The organism is Streptococcus sp. CF4-3, assembly GCF_024295385.1.
Taxonomy (GTDB): domain Bacteria; phylum Bacillota; class Bacilli; order Lactobacillales; family Streptococcaceae; genus Streptococcus; species Streptococcus infantis_I.
On sequence record NZ_JANCPN010000003.1, the window covers coordinates 183,673 to 205,794 of the forward strand.

Here is a 22,122-nt window from a genome sequence, read left to right on the forward strand (position 1 = left end):
TACCTTGAAATAAACAAACTACGTCTCTTTAAAGCTTACAGTTCCGATAAATTTTGTATTTTCCCTTACTTAAGTGGTGATACATAATCATCTGGAAGTTCGCCTACCTAATTTTTTTATAGTTTACTGCGTTTCTTGGTAGTCTTCAAAAATCTTTTCCAATAGAGTTAATCAATTTTACGTATGACTTTCACTGAACATTAATAAATATCAATCCTTCTAACACGAAATTCAACAAATTCACCATTCTCAAGATCATTTGGAATTCCTCCACCCGTATTAATCAAAAATTCTCCTACCTGAGCGATATTTCTTGTTTTATCAAATATTTTAGCAATTATAAAATATTCAAAATTATTCAGGTGCTTTACTAGAAATAGATTATCTTCGCTTTTATATACGTCTCCATCAACAATAGCATATAGCATGTCATCAAACTTTCCGCCAATCTTTCCAAAAAATTCATCTGAAAAGCAAACTAATTCATATTTATTATCCGATAAAGTGACATCCGCTTCTTTGGTATCAATATCTATCCATTCTATTTTTTTTACAAAAATCATTAAATTTCTCCTTAACGTTCAAATCCTAGACTAGGTGCCTGTTTGATAAGATAATCAACAGTTTTTACATGATATGTCGTTATATTTCCAGTACTTCATCTAATCCAACAAAGGCGTACAAAGTATTTTTGCCTTCGTATCCTATAAATTTTACATATGCATTTAATTCTTGTACATAAGTACCCGTTTCAACTACAAAATTTGCGTCTTTTTAATATTGTTCTAAGGAGAGAAATCCCAATCAAATTAGTACCTATACTTTCTCCTATTATACCACACCATGGATATCTTATGAATGGTTCAAAATTTGGTCAAAAAAAAACACTGAATTTTCAGTGTTCTTTATGTTTCTTTACGCTTCTTATTATGCACCCTGCAGGAATCGAACCTGCAACTACTCCTTAGGAGGGAGTTGTTATATCCATTGAACTAAGGGAGCTAGAGAAAAACCCTGCCTTGCAGCAGAGTTTTGTTCATCGAATTAACGACGGATTTCTTTGATACGAGCTGCCTTACCTTGAAGAGCACGCAAGTAGTACAATTTCGCACGACGTACTTTACCATAACGAACAACTTCGATCTTTTCAACACGTGGAGTGTGGATTGGGAAGATACGTTCAACACCTACACCGTTAGAGATTTTACGAACTGTGTAGTTTTCTGAGATGCCAGCACCTTTACGTGCAATAACAACACCTTCAAATATCTGAACACGTTCACGGTTTCCTTCGACAACTTTCGCGTGTACACGAACAGTGTCACCAGGACGGAATGAAGGGATATCTGTACGAAGTTGACCTTCAGTCAAGCTTTGGATTAATGGATTCATTTTATTCTCCTATCTTTGTCAATCTTGAGGATTTTTCCTCAGCGGATAAACTGTATTTTTGTGCGTCCATTACACACAAGATACAGTTTATCAAATTTCCTAGAAAAAGTAAAGAAATTTAAAGCAAAATTCCCAAAAAAATTGCAAGAAAACCAAGTAAGTAGGTTAATAATAAATAACTATAAAATGCCTTCTTGTCACTTAGCAGTTTTTGTAGTTCATCATTCAAAGTTGAGAAAGTAGTCAAACCACCGCAAAAACCCGTTGCAAGTATAGAATAGACTTCTTTTGACTCCACGTGGTTATAGCATAATCCAATCAAAAAACAACCTAGAAGATTAGCTATGAGTGTTCCTAGTGGTAGCACTGAACCCTGATTATAACGTGAAAAGAAATAACGAACAAGAGCACCCAGTCCACAAGCAAGTCCTAGATAAAATACTACCATTTCTTCCTCCCTAGACAATAAGCAAATAGAAGCCCACCACCGATGCTCAAAATCAAATACAACACCAAACTAAGGTACCGCCCTGTGTCCAGTAATTTCACAGCATCTAATAGGAGACTAGAAAATGTCGTTAAGCCACCACAGAATCCTGTTCCGAGTGCTAAAATGACGCCCTTACTACTTCCCTTATAAACCAGATAACCTTTTACAAGGTAGACAAGGCAAAAAATTCCTAAATAGTTGACTACTAGTGTTCCCAAAGGGAAGTCTGGACTAGATGGCAACCATCTCGAAATCTGAAAACGCACAATTCCTCCCAGCATACCAGCTAGAAAGATTCCTAGAGGGTAAAATTTTTCTTTTTTCATTTGATCGTTTTATCCTGATAATCACGTGAACGTTTGAGAATATCTGAAAAAGTCTCAACAATTGTATCTTCGTATTTTTTATTGCCTACACGATTTTTGACTTTTTCAAAGATAACTTCTTCTCTTTTAGTATCTAGAATAGGTTTTCCTGAAGATTTTTTATAGGCAACTACTCCTTCAACTAAATGCATCCTCTCTTCTAAAAGTTGAACGATCTGGTCATCGATTTTATCGATTTCTTTTCGAATATTATCTAAATCCATAGAGTCTCCTTTTTTAATTGAACTATTGTACAAAAAAAGCACTAAATAGGCTAGTAAAGTCCTAATCCTGCTTAATAAAAACTGCACTGACAATTTTCATCAGTGCACTTCATGCTTATCCTACTTTAGCAGCTAATTCTTCTGCGAATTGCTCCAAGCGTTCAATATCTTCTTCCTCGGCAGAAAGGTCAACTTTAACGCACTCTGAACCCTTTTCAGCTCCAGTAGCAATAAATACTCGGTCGAAGTCATCAACAGCTTTACAGAATTCATCGTAGAAAGTATCACCTGATCCGACTACACCATAGATTTTACCGCTCAAGTTGAGGTCTGCTAGATCTTCGTAGAAGTCCATCATCTCATCTGGTAATTCTCCATCTCCGTAGGTATAGGTTGCGACAATGGCGATGTCTGCTTCTAAAAAGTCAGAAGCGTCAACGGTTGTACACTCATCAACATCCACTTCTAAACCACATTCTCTTAATTTATCTGCTACAATATCAGCGATTTCTTCAGTATTACCGGTCATACTGGCAAATACAATTTTTGCTAATGCCATAAGGTCCTCCTCAATTAATCTTTCTCCATTATATCACATCTTTTTCATTTTAAAAATAAAAACTCTTGTGCTAAAATGAAATGAGAAAGAATTGAGGTTCATTATGGAAATTTGTCACCAAATTTTAGAAAAAATTAAAGCATACAATACTATTATCATCCACCGTCATATGAAACCAGATCCTGACGCTCTGGGGAGTCAGGTAGGTTTAAAAGCCTTGCTTGAGCATCATTTTCCAGAAAAAACGATAAAAGTAGTTGGTTTTAATGAACCAACCTTAACTTGGCTTGCTAAAATGGATCAGGTAGAGGACACAGACTATCAAGGTGCACTAGCCATTATCTGTGATACAGCAAACACAGCACGTATTGATGATAAACGATATCTTAAGGCTGAGACTATTATCAAAATTGACCACCATCCAAATGACGAAGTCTACGGCGATCTTGTTTGGGTAGATACAAACTCTAGTAGTGCGAGTGAGATGATTGCTCTCTTTGCTGAAGCAACTAACTTAGAATTATCCGACTACGCTGCTAAAATGCTCAGCGCTGGAATTATTGGTGATACCGGCCGTTTTCTCTACCCTTCTACTTCTGCACGTACGCTTCTTATCGCAAGTCAACTCAGAGAACATAACTTTGACTACGCTGAATTAACTCGTAAAATGGATACTATGAGCTTTAAGATTGCCAAACTCCAGGGTTATGTTTATGACCACTTAGAAGTTGATGAAAATGGTGCTGCACGTGTTATTCTCACCCAAGAAATCTTGAAGAAATACGACGTTACTGATGCGGAAACAGCAGCCATCGTTGGAGCTCCGGGCCGTATTGATACTGTTAGCCTTTGGGGAATCTTTGTGGAGCAAGCAGATGGTCACTACCGCGTACGTCTTCGCAGTAAATTTGTCCCAATCAATGAAGTTGCAAAAGAACATGATGGCGGTGGCCATCCTCTTGCTAGTGGAGCAAATTCGTATAGTTTAGAAGAGAATGAGCTCATCTACCAAAAATTAAAAAACTTGCTGAAAAATAGATAAAAAGCTTGCCAAACTTTTCAGAATCTGATAGACTAGTATGGTAACAATCTATGGCTCGCAAAGAGACCATGGCAGAAAGGAAATATTGCAAAATGAAAAAAGATATCCATCCAGAATATCGCCCAGTTGTCTTCATGGACACAACTACTGGTTACAAATTCCTTAGCGGTTCAACAAAACGCTCTAGCGAAACAGTTGAGTTCGAAGGCGAAACTTACCCATTGATCCGTGTGGAAATTTCATCAGACTCACACCCATTCTACACTGGACGTCAAAAGTTCACTCAAGCAGATGGACGCGTGGATCGTTTCAACAAAAAATACGGTCTCAAATAATCAACCGCATCACTTGTATACGGTTAAACGAAAACAACTTCGATTCGGAGTTGTTTTTTTGTTTCTTTTATTTTTTCAAGCTTTAATTTTTTTAAAGCTTATAATGGTCCTAATTCTTATTTCTACTTCTACTTTCGTAACAAGTCCTCTATAAAACAAAAAAACCTACTAACCAAGCTTGACGCTTGATTAATAGGTTTTTTATAAAATCATTATTTAACGGCTTCTTTAAGAGCTTTACCAGCTTTGAATGCTGGAACTTTAGAAGCTTTGATTTTGATTTCTTTACCAGTTTGTGGGTTGCGACCTTTACGAGCTGCACGTTTACGAACTTCGAAGTTACCAAAACCGATCAATTGAACTTTTTCACCAGCTGAAAGGAATTCAGTTACAGCTGCGAATACAGCGTCAACTGCTGCTGCTGAATCTTTCTTAGTCAATTCTGTAGCTTCTGCTACTTTAGCGATCAAATCTTGTTTGTTTGCCATGTTAATGAATCCTCCAAAATTATTTCTAATTAACACTTATAATCATAACCTAAAATTCCTTTTAGGTCAAGTCAAAAACACGTTTTTATTGATTTTTCTCAATTTTTTTAGGAATTATAGCGAATTAAGATCGCCCAGGCGTTTTCCCCGGTGTGAGTTTGGATAATTGAGCCTGTTTCTAGGACTGAAATCGGTTTTTCAACGTAAGGTTGTAGAACAGCTTTCATCTCGTTTGCAAATTCATTTGTACCTGCATAAGAAATACCAATCTCAGCTACTGAACGATTTGAAAGAGTGGCTACTAACTCATCCAACCATTTCTTAAAGGTTTTTGAACCACGTCCTTTGACAATCGGTTGAAGCTCATGGTCTTTCATTTGCATAACTACTCGAATATTCAGTAAAGAGCTCAGCAAACCGGTAACACGGCCAATGCGACCACCTTTTACAAGATTTTCTAAAGTTGAAACACCGATGTAGAGTTCAGTGTGATTTTTTACGTCCTCTACATGGGTTAGAATAGTTTCAAGGTCTTTTCCTTCTTGAGCTAGTTTAGCAGCTTCCACAACTTGGAACTTCAATGCCTGATCTGTGAATGAACTATCCAAAACAGTGACATCTGCTGTTGACAAACTTGCTCCTTGACGAGCCGCTTCAACAGTTCCTGATAAAGCATGGGACATGTGAATTGCTAGAATCTGACTACCATCCTTACCCAAATCATCAAAAATTTCTGCAAAGAGTCCCACTGGTGGTTGACTAGTCTTAGGAAGATTTTTACTAGCTTGCATCAAGCGAAGAAATTCTCCTTCTTCAAGATCTGCATCTGAATAAAGGACACTATCAATCATTACAGATAGTGGAACAACAGTAATATCAAATTCTTTAACCACTTCCGGTTCAATAGTAACCGAAGAATCCGTTACAATTTTTACTTTTGTCATTTTTCTAATCTTTCTATTTTTACTATTGTTGATTATTCAACTTATAACTATAACAATTATATCAAAAAAATACTAAAAGTTCATACTCAATCCACCTAAATTTAAAGCAATTTATACTTCTTTTTAATAAAAAAAGAAAATCACCTTTGCTTGGTGATTATCTTTTGTATTTAAGATAAATAATCATACAAATCTTGCATTTGTAAATCATCAGGTACTAATTGTAGATAGGATTGAATGTAGTCTTTTGCTTCTTCTAGCTTACCTAACTCTCTTAACAAATAAATAAACTGTTCCAAAAACTCTGGATTATCCTTGAGTTCAGTAGCAAGTTCCTTATAGAGATCATATGCTGCATCTAATTCTTCAGTCTCTTGATAGCTTCGCGCAATCATCCATTTAGTCAAGAGGTTTTCAGGTTCATAGACTGCTAAAGCTAGAATATCTTCGTATCTTTCTTGTTCTTGGTAGATGGTAGCTAAGCGTAGCAAAATTTCTTCCTGGTCATCAGCATTTTCTTGTGCTTGAATCAGATAAGCTTCTGCTTGCTCAGGTTGATGCAACTCATAAGATAGCTGAGATGCAAGGAGTAAGAGCCGAGTTTCAAAAGGATTTTTTGACAAGCCTTGTTGAGCTATTTTAAGAGCCTCTTCTGTCTGATGCTCCTTATGCAGTGCTTGACTATAACCATATTCATAACCCTCAAAATCTGGAGAAATAGTGTCTAGTTGTTTAAAGTATAGTACGGCTTTCTGGTAGTCTTCTTGGTCAAAATAGAGACTTGCAAGCTCAAAGGCTGTTTGATCATCATATTCTAACTCTAAGGCTTTTTCTAAAAATTCTATTGCAGATTCAAACTTACCTAAACGTGCATAAGCAAGACCAATTCTCTGATAGGTCGAAATTCCAGTTTGATCGTAGATAACTCGATTATCTAGTTGAGCATAGCCCTTAATGGCTTCTAAATCGTTTCCTAGCTCACTATCTAGTTCAGCTAGTCCAAATATCAGGAGAGGATCATCAGAGTAGCTACGAGCTTCTAAAAGCTTCTCACGCGCAACATCTGTCAATCCTTCCATCTGATATAAATCTGCTTTTAAGGCAAGAGCTGATACGTACCATTCACTTTCTGGACCAATCTTCTCTAAATAATCAAAAGCTTCTTCGATAAGTCCATCCTCACCAGCTATTGCAGCTAGATTGATGTAGACTTCTGGAAATTTCGGCGCTAATTTCTCATAGATCTGTGCTGCCTGTGGATAGAAACCAATCCCTTCGAGATATGCAGCAAGTTCAAGAAGAACTTCATCTGAATCTTCCTCTAGGGCATTTTGGAAAAAAGAATCAGCTCTTGATAAATCTTGTTGCTCCAAGGCCTCGAGCATTTGTTGACTATTGTTCACCTTCAGTCTCCTCTACTGGTTCATAAAGTCCACTAACTCCTTTATACCAATCAAAAATTGCTGAGATGACTACTTTTGCGGAAGCATAGATTGGAATACCTAGCAATACACCCCAAATACCAAACATGGATCCTGAAGTCAACAGTACAAAAAGAATGGTAATTGGGTGAATATTCAATTGGCTACCCAAAATCAGTGGAGAAACAAAACGTCCCTCTATAGTTTGCTCTACAATGAAAACGATAATAACTTTTAAGAGCATAACAGGACCAGCAATCAAACCCAAAATAAGGGCTGGAATCATTGCAAGAAAACTACCTAGATAAGGAACTAAATTGAGAAAACCGGCTGTAATACCTAAAGTAACAGCATAACGAAGTCCTATAATCTTGAATAAGATAATAAACATGATGGCGACGATTACAGCCACTGTAATTTGCCCTCGAACATAATTGGAAAGTTGTTGATTGACTTCTGAAAGAACCTTACCAACTGGTTCTCTCAATTTATTTGGTAAGAATTGAGTAATATAGTCTCTAAGTCCTTTTCCATCTCGAAGGAGATAAAAGAGCATAAATGGCATGATGATCAGAGCGACAATGACCTGTGACGTTCCACTGATAAGAGCACTCACCCAGTTAACAGCCTTAGAAGAAATATTACTTGCCCAAGCAGTTGCTTGTGTTGAAAAATTAGCTAAAACTTGCTCCAATTGTGGTCTAAAGTCATCCGGCAAACGCTTGGTAACAAGATCATCAATAACTCTGTCAGCATCCTCGAGATAACTTGGGACATTTTGCGCAAAAACGACTACTTGACGTTGAAGGTTTGGAATTGCAACGGCTAGTCCAATAATCAAGAGTATTGCAATAATGATAAAGATAATACTGATGGCTAAGACACGGTTAATCTTGTACTTCTCCATCAGATCTACTAGTGGATTTAAGAGGTAAAAAAGTAGACCCGATAAGATAACCGGCAACATCACTACTGATAAAAAGTCTATAACTGGGAAAAATAAAAAGCCAATTTTACTGAGAATAAAAATATTGAGACCTAATAACAAGGTCACCAAGAAAACAGTAATTGCTTTATTGTCTAAAAACCATTTAAAAAACCAAGATAAGGTAAAGTGTTTCTCTTTTTGTTCCATTTTTTCTTCCTTTCCTTTGTCCTAACATTATACCATGTTTTAAGAAAAATAAGGTTTTTTTATAGTCTTTTAGCAAGGGATAAATTTGTCTTCTTGGCAAGGAAAGAGCTATTTTTTCTGACTTAGATTTTTCATCTAGCAGGCCTTTTTATGTTATAATTGAATTATCTTTTTCTAGAGGTATGAATATGAAAGAAATAGTATATTTTGGAACCTATACACGACGTATTTCTCAAGGGATTTACAAGGCTGATTTTGATACTGAGACTGGCAAACTCTCAAATCTAGAACTCTTTGCAACCGAGCCAAGTCCAACCTACTTAGCCTTTGATCAGCATCAGCATCTCTATACTGTCGGAAGCCATGATGGCAAAGGTGGAATCGCAGCATACAAAACTGATGGTGTCCTCCTGAATCACGTCGTTGAAGAAGGTGCTCCTCACTGCTATGTTGCGGTCGATGAGACACGGGGACTAGTTTATGGCGCTAACTATCATAAAGGTCAAGTTCTAGTCTATAAACGTAAAGAAGATGGCTGTCTTGAATTGGCAGACAAAGTTCAACACACTGGCCATGGTCCACATGAAAACCAAGCTTCTCCCCACGTACACTACACCGATTTAACACCAGACCAATATTTGGTAACTTGTGACTTGGGTACTGACGAGGTCATTACCTATGATGTCGATCTAGAAGGAAAGTTGACGAAACTAGCAACTTATAATTGTAATCCCGGCGCTGGTGCTCGTCACCTTGTTTTCCACCACCACTACAAGATTGCTTATCTCATCTGTGAACTCAACAGTACGATTGAAGTATTGATTTACGATGGTGTTGGAGAATTTGAACAAATGCAGGTCATTTCAACCTTACCAGATGACTATAGTGGTTTTAATGGTACTGCGGCTATTCGTCTTTCTAAAGATGGCAAATTCCTCTACGCTTCTAATCGAGGCCATGATTCTATCGCTGTTTATAGCATTTTAGCAGATGGAAGCTTGGAATTATTAGAGATTGTTCCAACCAATGGGAAAAATCCACGTGATTTTGATTTGTCACCTGACCAAGAATTCCTTATCGCTGTTCACCAGGATTCTGATAATGCGACTGTCTTTAAGCGCAATCCTGAAACTGGTAGACTGGCAGAACTCTCTAATGAATTTCATGTTCCTGAAGCAGTCTGCATAAGTTTCAATAAATAGGGCTTAAAAAAATGAACTTGTAAAACAAGTTCATTTTTTATTTTATAATTTATTTCCGACATTGATACGGTTAATAGCACGTTGCAATGCAATTTTAGCACGGCGCTCTTGGTCGATTAAGTGTTTGTCTTGTGCTTCTTCGATTTCACGTTCTGCACGAAGTTTAGCACGTTCTGCACGACTAACATCAATATCGCGCGCACGTTCAGCTGAGTCAGCAATAATGGTAATGACATTATTAGCAATCTCAATGATTCCTCCGTTTACTGCAATCCAGTTCACATGAGTATCATCATCGATGCGTTTAACCTTTACTTCATCAACTGCTAGAACCGCAATCATATTTTCATGTCGTGGCAAGATCCCCATCTCACCATCCAGAGTTCGTACCGATACAAAGCTGGCATGGTGATCATAGACGAGGCCATCTGGTGTCACGATCTGGACAGTTAAATGTGCCATAGATCACCTCTTAAAATCCCATTTTTTCAGCCTTAGCAATAACATCTTCGATTGAACCTACTCCACGGAAGGCATCTTCTGGCAAATGATCGTATTTACCGTCGAGAATTTCCTTGAAGCCACGAACAGTTTCAGCTACTGGAACATAGGATCCTGGTTGACCTGTAAATTGTTCCGCAACGTTGAAGTTTTGTGACAAGAAGAACTGAATACGGCGTGCACGAGCAACCAAAGTCTTTTCTTCGTCAGAAAGCTCATCCATACCAAGGATGGCAATGATATCTTGCAACTCATGGTAACGTTGAAGAACACGTTTCACTTCAGCAGCTACTGCATAATGCTCTTCTCCAACAATTTCAGGTGCCAAGGCACGTGAGCTGGAAGCAAGTGGGTCAACGGCTGGGTAAATCCCCAATTGAACCAGTTTACGTTCCAAGTTAGTTGTTGAGTCCAAGTGAGCGAAGGCTGTTGCTGGCGCTGGGTCAGTATAGTCATCCGCTGGCACATAGATAGCCTGGATAGAGGTTACAGACCCCTTCTTAGTTGAAGTGATACGTTCTTGCAATTGACCCATTTCTGTTGCGAGGGTTGGTTGATAACCAACGGCTGATGGCATACGACCCAAAAGGGCAGATACTTCTGAACCAGCTTGTGTGAAACGGAAAATGTTGTCAATGAAGAGAAGAACATCTTGACCTTCTACATCACGGAAGTATTCAGCGATTGTCAAACCAGTAAGAGCAACACGCATACGTGCTCCTGGTGGCTCATTCATTTGACCAAATACCATGGCTGTTTTTTCGATAACGCCTGATTCTTTCATTTCCCAGTAAAGGTCATTCCCTTCACGAGTACGTTCCCCAACACCAGTAAATACTGAGATACCACCGTGTTCTTGGGCAATGTTGTGAATCAATTCTTGGATCAATACGGTCTTACCAACTCCGGCACCACCGAAGAGTCCGACCTTACCACCTTTAAGGTAAGGGGCAAGAAGGTCGATAACTTTGATCCCTGTTTCTAGAATTTCTGAAGAGGTAGACAATTCATCAAAAGTTGGTGCTTTTTTATGAATTGGCTGACGCTCTGCATCTTCACCAAAAGGAGCTTCCAAGTCAATGGTATCTCCCAAAACGTTGAAGACACGTCCTAGAGTTTCTTTCCCAACTGGTACTGAGATTGGACGACCTGTGTCCAATACTTCCAAACCACGGGTCAAGCCATCAGTTGATTCCATAGCGATGGTACGAATCATACCATCTCCCAACTCCAAGGCTACTTCAAGGACGATTTTTGTTTTTCTTTCGTCATTTTTGTAGACGACAAGTGCATTATTAATCTCTGGTAGTTTCTCACCTGCTGCAAACATGACGTCTACAACGGGACCGATAACCTGAGCAATTTTACCTGAACTCATCTACTTCTCCTATTCTGTATAAGATACTGTCGGTTCCTAGTATGACTAGGTCCTAAGTTCATTTCTCTGAGCAATATTGCTTTATTCTAAAGCACTAGCTCCTGCTACGATTTCTGTAATTTCTTGTGTAATCGCCGCCTGTCTGGCACGGTTATACTGGATAGTCAAATCATTGATAACTTTTTTAGCATTATCTGTAGCTGTTTGCATAGCCGTCATCCCTGCCGCATTTTCAGCTGTCTTGGCATCAATAATAGCACCATAAATCATACTTTCTGCAAACTGTGGCAATAGTTGATCCAAGATTTCTTCACGACTTGTTTCAAGCTCAAATGTCAAGCTGTAGTTATCATCTGCTTCATTTGGGTCCAAGTCGACAATTGGAAGCATCTGCTCCACACGCATTTGACTTGTCAGTGTATTCACGTGGTGGTTGTAGCAAACATAGAGCTCATCGAAAAGTTCATTTTGGTACATTTCAATAGTTTTTGAAATAATCTTGCGAACTTCATCGAAGCTTGGTTGACTGGCTAGACCACGCAATTCATAAATTGGTTGAATACCACGAGCTTTAAAGAAGTCTGCTCCCATACCACCAATACAGATGACTTCGAAATCATCACCTGATGGATGATATTCTTGTTGCAGTTCCATGACAGCCTTCAAGATTGAAGAGTTATATCCTCCAACAAGACCACGGTCAGATGTAATGACGATATAGCCTGTTTTTTTGACAGGGCGACTAATCAACATTGGATTTGTTGATCCGCCAGCACCATCTCCGTGAAGGATGTCTGTAAGGAGTTTACGGACTTTTTGAGCATAAATCTGGAAGTTGCGTGCAGCTTCTTCAGAACGACCTAACTTAGCTGCAGAAACCATCTGCATGGCGTTAGTAATTTGACTAGTATTTTTCGTTGAGGCGATTTTTGTTTTAATATCATTTAGAGATACTGCCATCTGACACCTCTATTCTTATTGGAAACTGGATTGGTTGAGAAACTCAGTAATCGCAGCATCCAAGACTGCTTCTTCTGGCAAGTCTTTTGTTTCACGAATAGTTTCCAAAATCTCTGGATGTTGCGCATCAAAGAAGGCATGGAATTCTTCCTCAAAACGAACAATATCATCAACTGATATAGTATCCAAGAATCCATGAGTCAAGGCATACAGAATGGTTACTTGTTTCTCAACAGGTAATGGTTTATGAACTGGTTGTTTCAATACTTCTACAGTACGACGACCACGGTTCAATTTAGCCTGAGTAGCAGCATCCAAGTCTGAACCAAATTTAGTGAAGGCTTCCAACTCTCGGTATGAAGCAAGGTCGATACGAAGAGTACCAGCAACCTTCTTCATGGCTTTAATCTGAGCAGAACCACCAACACGAGATACAGAAGAACCCGCGTCAATAGCTGGACGAATACCCGCATTAAAGAGGCTATCACTTAGGAAGATTTGTCCATCCGTAATAGAGATTACGTTTGTCGCGATATAGGCTGAGATATCTCCTGCTTGGGTCTCGATAAATGGAAGAGCCGTGATAGAACCACCGCCAAGCTCATCTGAAACTTTAGCAGAACGCTCAAGTAGACGACTGTGAAGGTAGAAGACATCCCCTGGGAAGGCCTCACGACCTGGTGGACGACGGAGCAAGAGAGAAAGTTCACGATAAGCTACCGCTTGTTTAGATAGGTCATCATAAACAATCAAGACATGCTTCCCTTGGTACATGAACTCTTCTGCCATAGCAACTCCAGCATATGGTGCGAGGTAGAGCAATGGTGAAGGCTGTGAAGCTGAAGCTGTCACAACGATTGTGTAATCCAAGGCACCGTACTGACGAAGTGTTTCTACTTGTGTACGAACTGTTGATTCTTTTTGTCCAATCGCTACATAGATACAAATCATATCTTGACCTTTTTGGTTCAAGATAGCGTCAATAGCGATAGTTGTCTTCCCTGTTTGACGGTCACCAATGATCAACTCACGTTGGCCACGACCGATTGGAACAAGGGCGTCAATAGCTTTCAAACCTGTTTGCAATGGTTCTGATACAGACTTACGTTGCATAACACCAGGAGCTGGTGCTTCAACTGGACGAGTCTTGTCTGTGTTGATTGGACCCAAACCATCCACTGGACGACCTAGGGGATCGACAACACGTCCAATCAAGCTATCACCAACTGGAACTTCCATGATTTTCCCTGTACGACGAATTGTATCGCCTTCACGGATATCTGTAAAGTCCCCAAGGATGATAATACCGACATCTGTTGATTCCAAGTTTTGCGCCATACCATAAGAGCCATTTTCAAAAATCAACAGCTCACCACTCATGGCATTTTCGAGACCATGAGCACGCGCAATCCCGTCACCAATATAGGTTACAACACCTGTTTCAGTCACATCAAAATTGGGTTTGAAATTTTCAATTTGTTGCTTAATTAAAGCGCTGATTTCTTGTGCGTTAATTGCCAAAAGAACACCACTTTCTATTTCAAATTTTCCTTAACAACTTTAAGTTGTTGTTTAATACTCACATCAATTGTCTTGTGATTGGCAAAAATAACAAAACCACCGATTAAACTATCGTCAATTTTTTCCTTAATGCTACGAACTTTTAGTGACATCTTTTTCTCGATTAGAGGAATTAGTCGTTCTTTCTGTTCATCAGTCAAAGGATGTGCAGACAAAATAGTCACTTCAAAACGATTGGTTTCTTTTTCAAGACGATTCAAGCAATCTACAATCACATCATAAAACAGGTTTGATCTGTGATTGTAAAGTAGAACCTCGATAAAGTTTTGTACTAAAGGTGACACAGAGTCCTGGAAAAAACGAACCGTTTTTTCTTTATCCGACTCATCTACTGCCACCTGAGCTAAAAAAGAAGGTAAGCCTGTTTCTTCAGCTACTTGCTTGATTTGAGACAAGTCTGAAAAAATAGAGTCTTCTTCTCCTTTTTCAATCACTAATTGGACAAAAGGCATGCTGTATTTTTCAATTACCTTTAGAGTCTTTTTGTCCATTAAGCTTCTCCTAGCTGATCGATATACTGATCAATAAGTTCTTTATGGGCCTGACTGTCAAGGTTTTGGGAGATAATTTTTCCAGCTAGACTGATTGTCAAGTCTGCCACATCTCCCTTAACACTTTGTAAAGCTTCAGCTTTATTTTGAGCAATTTCTTGGTTGGCTTTTTCTTTTAAGCGGCCTGCTTCAAGTTTAGCTTCAGCCAAAATATCAGCTTTACTTTTCTCAGCTGTTTCCTTTGCATTCTCGATAATCGTTTTAGCTTCGGTACGGCTACCTGCTAACTCAGCTTCGCGTTTGCTAGCAAGTTCCTCTGCCTTTTTACGGGCTTCCTCGGCACCATCAATATCTGAAGAAATCTTTTCAGCGCGTTCATCTAAGACACTGGTAATATTTCCCCAAGCATATTTCTTCACTAAAAAGATCAATAAAAGGAAGGAACCAGCGATCAGAATAAAATCACCAATAATGGTACTAATAGTTAAATCCATCTTCTAATCCTCCTCTACTTACTCTTCCCCTTCATTTATTTTTTTACCAATGTACATAGATGACAACATGGTAAATACATAAGCTTGAATACATGAAATGAAAATCGAAAATGCTGTCCATAACATGTTTGCAATAAAGGCAAAAGGATACCAATACAAGGCATGTTGTGACAAGGCCAATAGCAATCCTGCTAAAACCTCACCGGCAAAGATATTTCCGTAAATCCGAATCGCCAAGGAGGCAAAATTGGTGAACTCTTCTAAAACGTTCATCGGAGTCATAAAGCCAGGAGTAACAAATGCTCTCAAATATTCTTTAACGCCTCTACGACGAATTCCTTCTACATGGGCGATCAAAGTGATCAATAAGGAGAGGGATAAATCGTATCCAAGGTTGGCTGTTGGGGAAGTCCACAAGTTATAACCGTTTGTTGTTTGTACTTTTGCCATTAAGCCAATATTGTTGGCAACCAAGATAAACAGAAATAGAGAGAACAAGAACAAGGAATAATCCTTGATATATGAATCTCCAATGTTTGGTTTTGTAAAACCAATCACAAAGTCATAAATCATCTCAAGAGCATTCTGTTTGCCCTTTGGACGGATGGCCATTTTACGACTTGCCCAGTAGACAAAGGCAAAAACCATCAAAACAGTTACAAGAGACATGGCAAGCAGGGTCAAATCAAAGGATATTGGTCCAATATTAACGGTTGGATTCAAACTTTCTTCCATGGTTTGACACCTCCATTTCTAAATAGAGTTGTCTATTTGATAACGAATGACATCGCCAAGGTTACAAAGAAAGTTCCTTCGATAAAGGCAATCCCCATGATCATCAAACTACGCAATTGTGGAATGATATCTGGTTGGCGTGCTGCAGATTTGAACAAACCGTTCATCAAAAATCCTTCTGCAAGAGATACACCCATACAGGCAAGACATAGACCGAAAAATGTTAAATTCATGACGAATTCTCCTTTTTTAAATTAAATTTACTTCCCTAGTTTAGTCCTAAAATTTGCTTTTGTCAACTCTTTACTAGCATTGAAAGCGTTTCAAATCATTTATTTCTAATTTTACGATTTTCAAGACAATCATATAGAAAATTTTAATGTCTTTTCAGGTTATTTTCCTTATCTTTCCTATTTTTCTGAAAAGAAAAATCCAAGTTTTACAACTTGGATTTATCGTTTCTTATTTAAAATAATATAAATGGTGGCTCTGGCAAGCTGGATTGAATGCAGCTTTACAGTGAGGACAGTTTCCTTTCTCTGTATATTCCTCATAAGTTAGGGTCGTCTTACAGGAACCACATAAGATAGGTTTATTCTGTTTAAGTCTTAAAGGATAGGGAGAAAATGTGTGCTCCTCTAGCGTATTGTGACACTGATAACAGGCATAGTATTTCTTACACTCATTACACTGGAGCGCTACGATATCTTTATCACTATGGTAATGAACACATCTGCTTTCATCATCTACTAGTAATCCATGAGCTTGAACCATTGACTTTCCTTATCTAGGCACGAACTGTAACGCTTGTTCCATCTTCTTTGTAAAGATTGATGAGACCTTCTTTCAAGGCACGTACCATGTCACCAGCTTCTACTGGTTGAGGAACCTTGATAGTCAAAAGTTCCATTGGATTTGGGGCGCGATCGATTTTATTTCCTTTAGCATCGTGAAGGTCTTCAATATATGTCTCAAAATGACGGAAACCTGGACCGTAGAACTCAACTTGGTCGCCTTCGTTGATAACGTTACGTTGACGAATAGTTGCTGTTTGGGTTGCAGCATCATAAGCTACTACTTCAGCAACAAACTTGTATTCTGGGATCTTTCGACGAGCACCAAACAGTTGTTCATTTTCAGATGGTGTTCCGTAGTAGAAACCTGTAGCCAACTCACGTTGGGCAACCTTCCACATTTCATCAATCAAGTCTTGCTTAATAGCTTCAAACTTTTCAGGACTCTCAAGATAGGCATCAACAGCAGCCTTGTAGCAGTTTGTTACTGTTGAAACATAGTGGATAGACTTCATACGGCCTTCAATCTTAAGACTGTCCACACCATTTTCAATCATATCTGGGATATGGTCAATCATAGACATATCAACCGCAGACATAGAGAATTCTTCAGGAATTTCTCCCTTGAGACTCTTACGTTCTTTGCCAAACGGCATATCGTAAAGGTCGTATTTCCAACGGCAAGATTGTGAACATCCACCACGGTTGGCATCACGCATGCTCATGTGGTTTGATAGAGTACAACGACCAGAGTATGAGATACACATAGCTCCATGTACAAAAGCTTCAATCTCAACATCTGTACGTTTGCGAATCTCTGCCAATTCTTCCATAGAAACCTCACGCGCCAAAACAACACGAGTCAAACCAAGTTCTTTCCAGAATTCTAGGGTTTCGTAGTTAGTCGCACTGGCCTGGGTTGAAAGGTGGATTTCAAGTCCTGGTGCTTCTGTTGCAGCGATCATGATCAAGGCTGGATCAGACACGATAACCGCTGCAATTCCGATATCACGCAATTTGCGGAACCATTCTCCAGCACCTTCTTCATTTCCCTCGTGCATAACCATATTAGCCGCTACATAAACCTTAGCGCCATACTTAGCCGCAAACTGTACTCCTTCTTCCATTTGTTCGAAAGTAAAGTTACCAGCACGGCTACGTAGACCATAGGCCTGACCACCGATAAAGACAGCATCTGCACCGTATTGAACAGCTACTTTTAGTTTTTCAAGAGTTCCTGCAGGTGATAAAACCTCAGGACGTTTCAAAGTTTTTGTCATGTTTTCTCCTATTTGCAATATAAAAGTTTGACACTGATCTTTACCATTTTATAGCAAAAAGGTTCTAAAATCAAGTTTTGATTGATTGTTTAGACAATTTTAATTTTCTTGTAAAGCTAAGCTCAGCGAACTGTTTCTATTTTCCAAGCACTCCAACCTTTAAAACGAATGGCCCCCTTTTGATCCGTTTTGTAAATCGAATTCCCAAATTCTTGGTTATTCACCCCATTTTTTTCTTTAAATTTTTTCTTCTTGTCTACAGAAACGACAGTGATTTTAGGCTGAAAGATTTCGAAGACTTCGACATCTGTCTTTTTCTTCGTTGCTTGCTGATGAGTTAGCACTACATCTGCTTGGATTTTTGAATAAGACTTGTTTAAGAACTTCTCCTCTATATTTCCAGTGACTAGAAAAGTTTGATTTAGTAGCTTTCCATACATTGCTATTGAGGCTTTACTATCCCTGTTTTGATTTTCGATTACTTCTAAACTACTCCCAAAAATAACTAACTGCTCTCCTGTTTTAATAGGACGTACTTTCAAGTTACTTTCCTCTAATTTATCCATAAATTCTCTTTTAGATAGAGTTTCTTCAGTTACTAGAATCTCTCCAAGATTGAATGCTTTACTAATTTCTAGTAGATGGTCTAGTTGCTTAGGTTCACTATCCGTTAAAACAAGCTGATCAATCTTTGCCACTCCTCGACTTTTCAGATAGGGAATTAAACTCCGTTTGGCAAAGCTCGAGGTGACTTTCTCCTGCCAAGCTTCTTTTTTCTCAACTGCTAACTTTGCACCGACATCCAGTAATATTGTCTTTCCTGTCATGTCTCTTAGGAAAATGCTCCGCCCCTGCTCCATGTCTAGGACTGTGATTTCATTTTCCAGTGGATGTTTGGTTACTAAGAAAAGGGAAACGATAAATAGGATAAGCAAAGGTGCTTTCTTCAAATTTTTACGATAGTCATAGACTATAGCCAAAGAAATTAAAAGAAACACCAGAACCCAAAGACTCGGTTGACCAAAAATAAAGGGCCTAGTAGATAGCTGAGATACATAGCGTATGATGTTCTCTAGCCATTCAAAGAGAAAGTTAAACTGGGTAATAGGATATATCCATGAAAGACAGAAGAGCATTGATAAAAGTGGTAGCAAGACCATATCAAATAAAAAAGAAAAGACAAAGGTTAAGAGTATGGACCAAGGTTGAAATTCAGAAAAATAGAATGATAAAATCGGCAGAATTCCTAAGGAAATAATGAAACTTTCTCTCACCAGACCTTTTATCCCTGCTACTTCTTCACCAGTCATGGTCAGGATAAAGGCATAGGCACAGGAGAGCACTCCTCCAGCAGTTAGGAAGAAATTCGGCATCACGATAAACAAGACAAGGACCGTCAAAGCAAAGTTATCCAGCCCCTTGAACCCATGTTGAGCCAAAAGTTTTTGTAAGAGACTACGAATAACAGAAGCTGAGAACCCTGTCAAACCTGCATAAACCAAGGAAAATGGATAGACAAGCCATTTTAAGTTTTCTTGGCTCATCCCAAGTCGCAAAAGGAATTTCTTAAAAGTATTCATGAAGAATCCTACTTGCATTCCTGACAGAGCAAAAAGGTGAATAATCCCTAGACTGGAATAGAGTTCATTCATTTCCTCAAAGTCGGTGTCCAAATGACCCAATAAAAGACCTGTCATATAATTACGCATGGGGTCAGGAAATTTCCTTTTTATCCAGACAACTGTTTTTCTCCGCAAGCTGGATAGATTTTCTCCTATATCCCAGCTGGATGCTTTCTTTAATTCGACAATTTCCGATATAGTTAAGGTCTGATAAATCCCCTGTGTTTTGAGATAGTTTCGATAATCAAATCCAGCAAAATTATTTGCTCCTTGAGGAATAGCTAGCTTTCCTTTTACTACTATCTCATGCAGTTCAGATAACTCTTTAAACCTTTCCTTTTCAGCCTCTGACTGGAATTTATAATAGACCTGAAAGAGTCTGCCATCAGCCTTCCCACGAAAGGATAAACTATCTCCATTGACCTTGATAGTATCAGGCAAGATTCGTACCGTATTAACGGAGTCAACAAGATGTTGACTCGTTTCTTCTTGTTGCCATTTTTGAAATATAAACCAGCTTCCAAAAAGACCACAAACAAAGAGAACCTTGACCACAGTCTTCCATGGAAATTGAAAAAAGAGGCAGAGCAGTAAAAAGACAAAGCCCAAGAGTGCTAAAAAGCTTGCTGAAAAAATAGCATAGTAGAGCCATAGCAAAAGAAAACTAAGATAGATTTTTGGGATGGGAAATCGACTAATCCACTGTGACATACTCTTTTAACTTTTCTATCGTTTTTGCACCAATACCAGAAACCTTTTTGAGCTCATCAACTGACTTAAACTTACCGTTGGACTCACGGTGGTCGATGATATCCTGAGCACGTTTGGCTCCCAACCCCTTGACTTGTTTAAGCTCCTCTAAACTGGCTTTATTGAGATTGACTTTCTTATTTTCTTTGGTGTTGGAAGCATTTGAATGCGCCTCTTGACTGGTAACTTCTTCCTTAGTTGGAACATAGACAAGCGCTTCGTCACTAATTCTCTGGGCAAGATTGATAGACTTACTATCAGCATTATCTGTCAAGCCACCAGCTTTTTGAACAGCATCGTTGATACGACTTCCAACTGGCAAATCATAAATTCCAGGTGATTTGACCGCACCTTTTACATCAACAGTAATCAGATCCTGCTCCACCACTTCTTCCTTCTGATTTTTATCTTCCTTTTCCTCCGTCAAATCCTTTGAAACAGTTGTAACTTCTGTTTGCAAATTGCTTTCCTTAGCAGGTGCTTGAACAACTGGCTTTAGGAGGAAAAATCCACCTAAGACCAAACCCAAACTAGCACAGATAACAATGATTTTATATTCTTTGATTTTCTCAATAAGTTCTTCCATAATTTCTCCTCTCTTATCTTATTCGTAATGCAAAGAAAAAACAGCTGAAAAATCTTTTCAACTGCTTACTTATTTGCAAAATAATCTTCCTTATTCAAGACATATCTTAAGTAGAGAAATAAGTTTTTCTTGCAATTTTTAGCGGTTTCATATAAAATAAGAACATCACAAGAAATGACTGGGTTCTTCCTGTGATGATTTCGTATAAGAACCTAGATGTTAAATAAGGAGCTAATCTCTATGTTAATTGGAATTCCAAAGGAAATTAAAAATAATGAAAATCGTGTTGCTTTGACACCTGCTGGTGTACAGAGTCTTGTCGGTCGTGGTCACCGAGTCCTCATTGAAACAAATGCTGGACTTGGATCTGGTTTTGCTGATGCTGACTATGAAAAGCAAGGAGCTGAGATTGTCGCAACTGCTGCTGAAGCCTGGGCTGCAGAGTTCGTTGTTAAAGTCAAGGAACCCCTTGCTAGTGAGTACCAGTTCTTGCGTGACGATTTACTTCTCTTCACCTACTTGCACATGGCAGCAGCCCCAGAATTAGCGGATGCTATGCTTGCAGCGAAAACAACTGGTGTTGCTTATGAAACTGTACGCAATACTGAAGGTCAACTTCCTCTATTGGTTCCAATGAGTGAGGTTGCAGGTCGTATGGCTGTCCAAATCGGAGCTCACTTCTTGACGAAACAAGCTGGTGGTTCTGGAGTTCTTTTAGGTGGTGTCCCAGGTGTACCAAAAGGAAAAGTGACCATTATCGGTGGTGGTGTCGTTGGTACACACGCAGCACGTATCGCTCTTGGTTTAGGTGCTCAAGTAACTATTCTAGATATCAGTGCTAAACGTCTCTCTGAACTTGAAGATGTCTTTGGTCACCAAATCCAAACACTCATGTCTAACCCATTTAATATCGAAGCAAGTGTGCGTGAAGCAGACGTTGTTATCGGTGCAGTATTGATTCCTGGTGCTAAAGCTCCAAAATTAGTGACAGATGACATGGTTCAACAAATGCGTCCTGGTTCTGTCATCGTAGACGTTGCTGTAGACCAAGGTGGTGTTATTGCAACAGCTGACCGTGTGACAACCCATGATGAGCCTGTCTATGAGAAACACGGTGTCCTTCACTATGCGGTTGCTAACATTCCTGGAGCAGTTGCTCGTACTTCTACTATCGCCCTTACAAATGTGACCCTTCCTTATATCGAAGCCTTGGCAGGAAAAGGATTTAAGAAAGCAATCCTTGAAGATGCTGGTTTGCGTGAAGGGGTTACAACTTATCAAGGTCAACTCACCAGCCAACCAGTTGCTGAAGGTTTAGAACGTGACTTCACACCTATCAGTGAACTTGTTTAA

At 38.9% G+C, this 22,122-nt stretch carries 26 protein-coding genes and 1 tRNA gene; 4 read left to right on the forward strand and 23 right to left on the reverse strand.

Features of this window, described 5'->3' with window-relative positions; genetic code table 11:
- Positions 1-200 precede the first annotated feature (200 nt).
- From NML75_RS03965 to NML75_RS03995, 7 genes are all read right to left on the reverse strand, one after another.
- On the reverse strand, positions 201-563 hold the full coding sequence (locus NML75_RS03965) for a hypothetical protein (RefSeq protein WP_254804107.1): 363 nt from the start codon (positions 561-563) through the stop codon (positions 201-203).
- A 367-nt stretch (positions 564-930) separates the two neighbouring features.
- A tRNA-Arg gene (locus tag NML75_RS03970) sits at positions 931-1,002 on the reverse strand.
- 42 nt (positions 1,003-1,044) lie between these two features.
- Positions 1,045-1,392, reverse strand: coding sequence for a 50S ribosomal protein L19 (rplS, locus tag NML75_RS03975; protein WP_001068670.1), 348 nt, complete (start codon positions 1,390-1,392; stop codon positions 1,045-1,047).
- A gap of 118 nt (positions 1,393-1,510) precedes the next feature.
- Positions 1,511-1,840 carry a fluoride efflux transporter CrcB gene (crcB, locus tag NML75_RS03980; protein ID WP_254804108.1) on the reverse strand — a complete coding sequence of 110 codons (330 nt, stop codon included), beginning with the start codon at positions 1,838-1,840 and terminating at the stop codon, positions 1,511-1,513.
- A complete protein-coding gene (gene crcB, locus NML75_RS03985) occupies positions 1,834-2,208 on the reverse strand; it encodes a fluoride efflux transporter CrcB (RefSeq protein WP_254804109.1) in 375 nt (124 codons plus the stop codon). Before crcB (NML75_RS03985) ends, crcB (NML75_RS03980) begins: the two co-directional genes overlap by 7 nt.
- On the reverse strand, positions 2,205-2,471 hold the full coding sequence (locus NML75_RS03990) for a chorismate mutase (protein ID WP_254804110.1): 267 nt from the start codon (positions 2,469-2,471) through the stop codon (positions 2,205-2,207). Before NML75_RS03990 ends, crcB (NML75_RS03985) begins: the two co-directional genes overlap by 4 nt.
- Before the next feature lie 115 nt (positions 2,472-2,586).
- Positions 2,587-3,030 (reverse strand): flavodoxin, encoded by a 444-nt coding sequence (locus tag NML75_RS03995; protein ID WP_004253355.1) that lies wholly within the window; start codon positions 3,028-3,030, stop codon positions 2,587-2,589.
- Between the two features lie 103 nt (positions 3,031-3,133).
- Here NML75_RS03995 and NML75_RS04000 point away from each other — a divergent pair, with 103 nt between their 5' ends.
- Together NML75_RS04000 and NML75_RS04005 are read left to right on the forward strand one after the other, a co-directional pair.
- Positions 3,134-4,072, forward strand: a complete 939-nt coding sequence (locus NML75_RS04000; protein ID WP_254804111.1) for a DHH family phosphoesterase — start codon at positions 3,134-3,136, stop codon at positions 4,070-4,072.
- Positions 4,073-4,164: 92 nt separating this feature from the next.
- Complete coding sequence (locus tag NML75_RS04005; RefSeq protein WP_004253349.1) at positions 4,165-4,407, forward strand: type B 50S ribosomal protein L31; 243 nt, start codon at positions 4,165-4,167, stop codon at positions 4,405-4,407.
- 212 nt (positions 4,408-4,619) lie between these two features.
- Here NML75_RS04005 and NML75_RS04010 read toward each other — a convergent pair whose 3' ends face one another.
- The 4 genes from NML75_RS04010 to NML75_RS04025 all read right to left on the reverse strand — a co-directional run bounded on the left by NML75_RS04010 (position 4,620) and on the right by NML75_RS04025 (position 8,395).
- Complete coding sequence (locus tag NML75_RS04010) at positions 4,620-4,895, reverse strand: HU family DNA-binding protein (RefSeq protein ID WP_004253345.1); 276 nt, start codon at positions 4,893-4,895, stop codon at positions 4,620-4,622.
- A 107-nt stretch (positions 4,896-5,002) separates the two neighbouring features.
- Positions 5,003-5,839: a DegV family protein gene (locus NML75_RS04015; RefSeq protein WP_049495720.1), complete on the reverse strand. Its 837-nt coding sequence runs from the start codon at positions 5,837-5,839 to the stop codon at positions 5,003-5,005.
- Positions 5,840-6,009: 170 nt separating this feature from the next.
- Positions 6,010-7,242, reverse strand: a complete 1,233-nt coding sequence (locus NML75_RS04020) for a tetratricopeptide repeat protein (protein WP_004253338.1) — start codon at positions 7,240-7,242, stop codon at positions 6,010-6,012.
- Positions 7,232-8,395: an AI-2E family transporter gene (locus NML75_RS04025; RefSeq protein ID WP_254804112.1), complete on the reverse strand. Its 1,164-nt coding sequence runs from the start codon at positions 8,393-8,395 to the stop codon at positions 7,232-7,234. Before NML75_RS04025 ends, NML75_RS04020 begins: the two co-directional genes overlap by 11 nt.
- 188 nt (positions 8,396-8,583) lie before the next feature.
- Here NML75_RS04025 and NML75_RS04030 point away from each other — a divergent pair, with 188 nt between their 5' ends.
- Positions 8,584-9,597 carry a lactonase family protein gene (locus tag NML75_RS04030; RefSeq protein ID WP_254804113.1) on the forward strand — a complete coding sequence of 338 codons (1,014 nt, stop codon included), beginning with the start codon at positions 8,584-8,586 and terminating at the stop codon, positions 9,595-9,597.
- Between the two features lie 42 nt (positions 9,598-9,639).
- On the opposite strand, the gene NML75_RS04035 is transcribed toward NML75_RS04030, so the two are convergent.
- The 12 genes from NML75_RS04035 to NML75_RS04090 all read right to left on the reverse strand — a co-directional run bounded on the left by NML75_RS04035 (position 9,640) and on the right by NML75_RS04090 (position 20,769).
- Entirely contained in the window at positions 9,640-10,059 is a 420-nt protein-coding gene (locus NML75_RS04035; RefSeq protein ID WP_006148659.1) for a F0F1 ATP synthase subunit epsilon, read from the reverse strand.
- A gap of 10 nt (positions 10,060-10,069) precedes the next feature.
- Positions 10,070-11,476 (reverse strand): F0F1 ATP synthase subunit beta, encoded by a 1,407-nt coding sequence (atpD, locus tag NML75_RS04040; RefSeq protein ID WP_036757320.1) that lies wholly within the window; start codon positions 11,474-11,476, stop codon positions 10,070-10,072.
- An 81-nt stretch (positions 11,477-11,557) separates the two neighbouring features.
- Positions 11,558-12,436, reverse strand: coding sequence for a F0F1 ATP synthase subunit gamma (locus NML75_RS04045; RefSeq protein ID WP_004253324.1), 879 nt, complete (start codon positions 12,434-12,436; stop codon positions 11,558-11,560).
- Between the two features lie 15 nt (positions 12,437-12,451).
- Entirely contained in the window at positions 12,452-13,957 is a 1,506-nt protein-coding gene (atpA, locus tag NML75_RS04050) for a F0F1 ATP synthase subunit alpha (protein WP_006152674.1), read from the reverse strand.
- A gap of 14 nt (positions 13,958-13,971) precedes the next feature.
- Positions 13,972-14,508, reverse strand: a complete 537-nt coding sequence (locus tag NML75_RS04055; RefSeq protein WP_223338978.1) for a F0F1 ATP synthase subunit delta — start codon at positions 14,506-14,508, stop codon at positions 13,972-13,974.
- On the reverse strand, positions 14,508-15,002 hold the full coding sequence (gene atpF, locus NML75_RS04060) for a F0F1 ATP synthase subunit B (protein WP_004253314.1): 495 nt from the start codon (positions 15,000-15,002) through the stop codon (positions 14,508-14,510). Before atpF ends, NML75_RS04055 begins: the two co-directional genes overlap by 1 nt.
- A gap of 18 nt (positions 15,003-15,020) precedes the next feature.
- A complete protein-coding gene (gene atpB / locus NML75_RS04065) occupies positions 15,021-15,737 on the reverse strand; it encodes a F0F1 ATP synthase subunit A (RefSeq protein ID WP_006148663.1) in 717 nt (238 codons plus the stop codon).
- Between the two features lie 32 nt (positions 15,738-15,769).
- Positions 15,770-15,970, reverse strand: a complete 201-nt coding sequence (locus NML75_RS04070; protein WP_001054551.1) for a F0F1 ATP synthase subunit C — start codon at positions 15,968-15,970, stop codon at positions 15,770-15,772.
- 229 nt (positions 15,971-16,199) lie between these two features.
- A complete protein-coding gene (locus NML75_RS04075) occupies positions 16,200-16,511 on the reverse strand; it encodes a CHY zinc finger protein (RefSeq protein ID WP_006148664.1) in 312 nt (103 codons plus the stop codon).
- Positions 16,512-16,524: 13 nt separating this feature from the next.
- Complete coding sequence (locus NML75_RS04080; RefSeq protein ID WP_006148665.1) at positions 16,525-17,811, reverse strand: peptidase U32 family protein; 1,287 nt, start codon at positions 17,809-17,811, stop codon at positions 16,525-16,527.
- A gap of 122 nt (positions 17,812-17,933) precedes the next feature.
- Positions 17,934-20,144, reverse strand: coding sequence for a ComEC/Rec2 family competence protein (locus NML75_RS04085; RefSeq protein ID WP_254804114.1), 2,211 nt, complete (start codon positions 20,142-20,144; stop codon positions 17,934-17,936).
- Complete coding sequence (locus NML75_RS04090; protein ID WP_254804115.1) at positions 20,128-20,769, reverse strand: helix-hairpin-helix domain-containing protein; 642 nt, start codon at positions 20,767-20,769, stop codon at positions 20,128-20,130. The genes NML75_RS04085 and NML75_RS04090 overlap by 17 nt, the downstream gene beginning before the upstream one ends.
- Before the next feature lie 240 nt (positions 20,770-21,009).
- Here NML75_RS04090 and ald point away from each other — a divergent pair, with 240 nt between their 5' ends.
- Positions 21,010-22,122, forward strand: a complete 1,113-nt coding sequence (ald, locus tag NML75_RS04095; RefSeq protein WP_254804116.1) for an alanine dehydrogenase — start codon at positions 21,010-21,012, stop codon at positions 22,120-22,122.

Excerpts from the sequence above, each read along its gene's own strand:
- NML75_RS03965 (WP_254804107.1), bottom strand. The coding sequence starts at position 563 with ATGATTTTTGTAAAAAAAATAGAATGGATAGATATTGATACCAAAGAA.
- rplS (WP_001068670.1), bottom strand. The coding sequence starts at position 1,392 with ATGAATCCATTAATCCAAAGCTTGACTGAAGGTCAACTTCGTACAGAT.
- crcB (WP_254804108.1), bottom strand. The coding sequence starts at position 1,840 with ATGGTAGTATTTTATCTAGGACTTGCTTGTGGACTGGGTGCTCTTGTT.
- crcB (WP_254804109.1), bottom strand. The coding sequence starts at position 2,208 with ATGAAAAAAGAAAAATTTTACCCTCTAGGAATCTTTCTAGCTGGTATG.
- NML75_RS03990 (WP_254804110.1), bottom strand. The coding sequence starts at position 2,471 with ATGGATTTAGATAATATTCGAAAAGAAATCGATAAAATCGATGACCAG.
- NML75_RS03995 (WP_004253355.1), bottom strand. The coding sequence starts at position 3,030 with ATGGCATTAGCAAAAATTGTATTTGCCAGTATGACCGGTAATACTGAA.
- NML75_RS04000 (WP_254804111.1), top strand. The coding sequence starts at position 3,134 with ATGGAAATTTGTCACCAAATTTTAGAAAAAATTAAAGCATACAATACT.
- NML75_RS04005 (WP_004253349.1), top strand. The coding sequence starts at position 4,165 with ATGAAAAAAGATATCCATCCAGAATATCGCCCAGTTGTCTTCATGGAC.
- NML75_RS04010 (WP_004253345.1), bottom strand. The coding sequence starts at position 4,895 with ATGGCAAACAAACAAGATTTGATCGCTAAAGTAGCAGAAGCTACAGAA.
- NML75_RS04015 (WP_049495720.1), bottom strand. The coding sequence starts at position 5,839 with ATGACAAAAGTAAAAATTGTAACGGATTCTTCGGTTACTATTGAACCG.
- NML75_RS04025 (WP_254804112.1), bottom strand. The coding sequence starts at position 8,395 with ATGGAACAAAAAGAGAAACACTTTACCTTATCTTGGTTTTTTAAATGG.
- NML75_RS04030 (WP_254804113.1), top strand. The coding sequence starts at position 8,584 with ATGAAAGAAATAGTATATTTTGGAACCTATACACGACGTATTTCTCAA.
- NML75_RS04035 (WP_006148659.1), bottom strand. The coding sequence starts at position 10,059 with ATGGCACATTTAACTGTCCAGATCGTGACACCAGATGGCCTCGTCTAT.
- atpD (WP_036757320.1), bottom strand. The coding sequence starts at position 11,476 with ATGAGTTCAGGTAAAATTGCTCAGGTTATCGGTCCCGTTGTAGACGTC.
- NML75_RS04045 (WP_004253324.1), bottom strand. The coding sequence starts at position 12,436 with ATGGCAGTATCTCTAAATGATATTAAAACAAAAATCGCCTCAACGAAA.
- NML75_RS04055 (WP_223338978.1), bottom strand. The coding sequence starts at position 14,508 with ATGGACAAAAAGACTCTAAAGGTAATTGAAAAATACAGCATGCCTTTT.
- atpF (WP_004253314.1), bottom strand. The coding sequence starts at position 15,002 with ATGGATTTAACTATTAGTACCATTATTGGTGATTTTATTCTGATCGCT.
- atpB (WP_006148663.1), bottom strand. The coding sequence starts at position 15,737 with ATGGAAGAAAGTTTGAATCCAACCGTTAATATTGGACCAATATCCTTT.
- NML75_RS04070 (WP_001054551.1), bottom strand. The coding sequence starts at position 15,970 with ATGAATTTAACATTTTTCGGTCTATGTCTTGCCTGTATGGGTGTATCT.
- NML75_RS04075 (WP_006148664.1), bottom strand. The coding sequence starts at position 16,511 with ATGGTTCAAGCTCATGGATTACTAGTAGATGATGAAAGCAGATGTGTT.
- NML75_RS04080 (WP_006148665.1), bottom strand. The coding sequence starts at position 17,811 with ATGACAAAAACTTTGAAACGTCCTGAGGTTTTATCACCTGCAGGAACT.
- NML75_RS04085 (WP_254804114.1), bottom strand. The coding sequence starts at position 20,144 with ATGTCACAGTGGATTAGTCGATTTCCCATCCCAAAAATCTATCTTAGT.
- NML75_RS04090 (WP_254804115.1), bottom strand. The coding sequence starts at position 20,769 with ATGGAAGAACTTATTGAGAAAATCAAAGAATATAAAATCATTGTTATC.
- ald (WP_254804116.1), top strand. The coding sequence starts at position 21,010 with ATGTTAATTGGAATTCCAAAGGAAATTAAAAATAATGAAAATCGTGTT.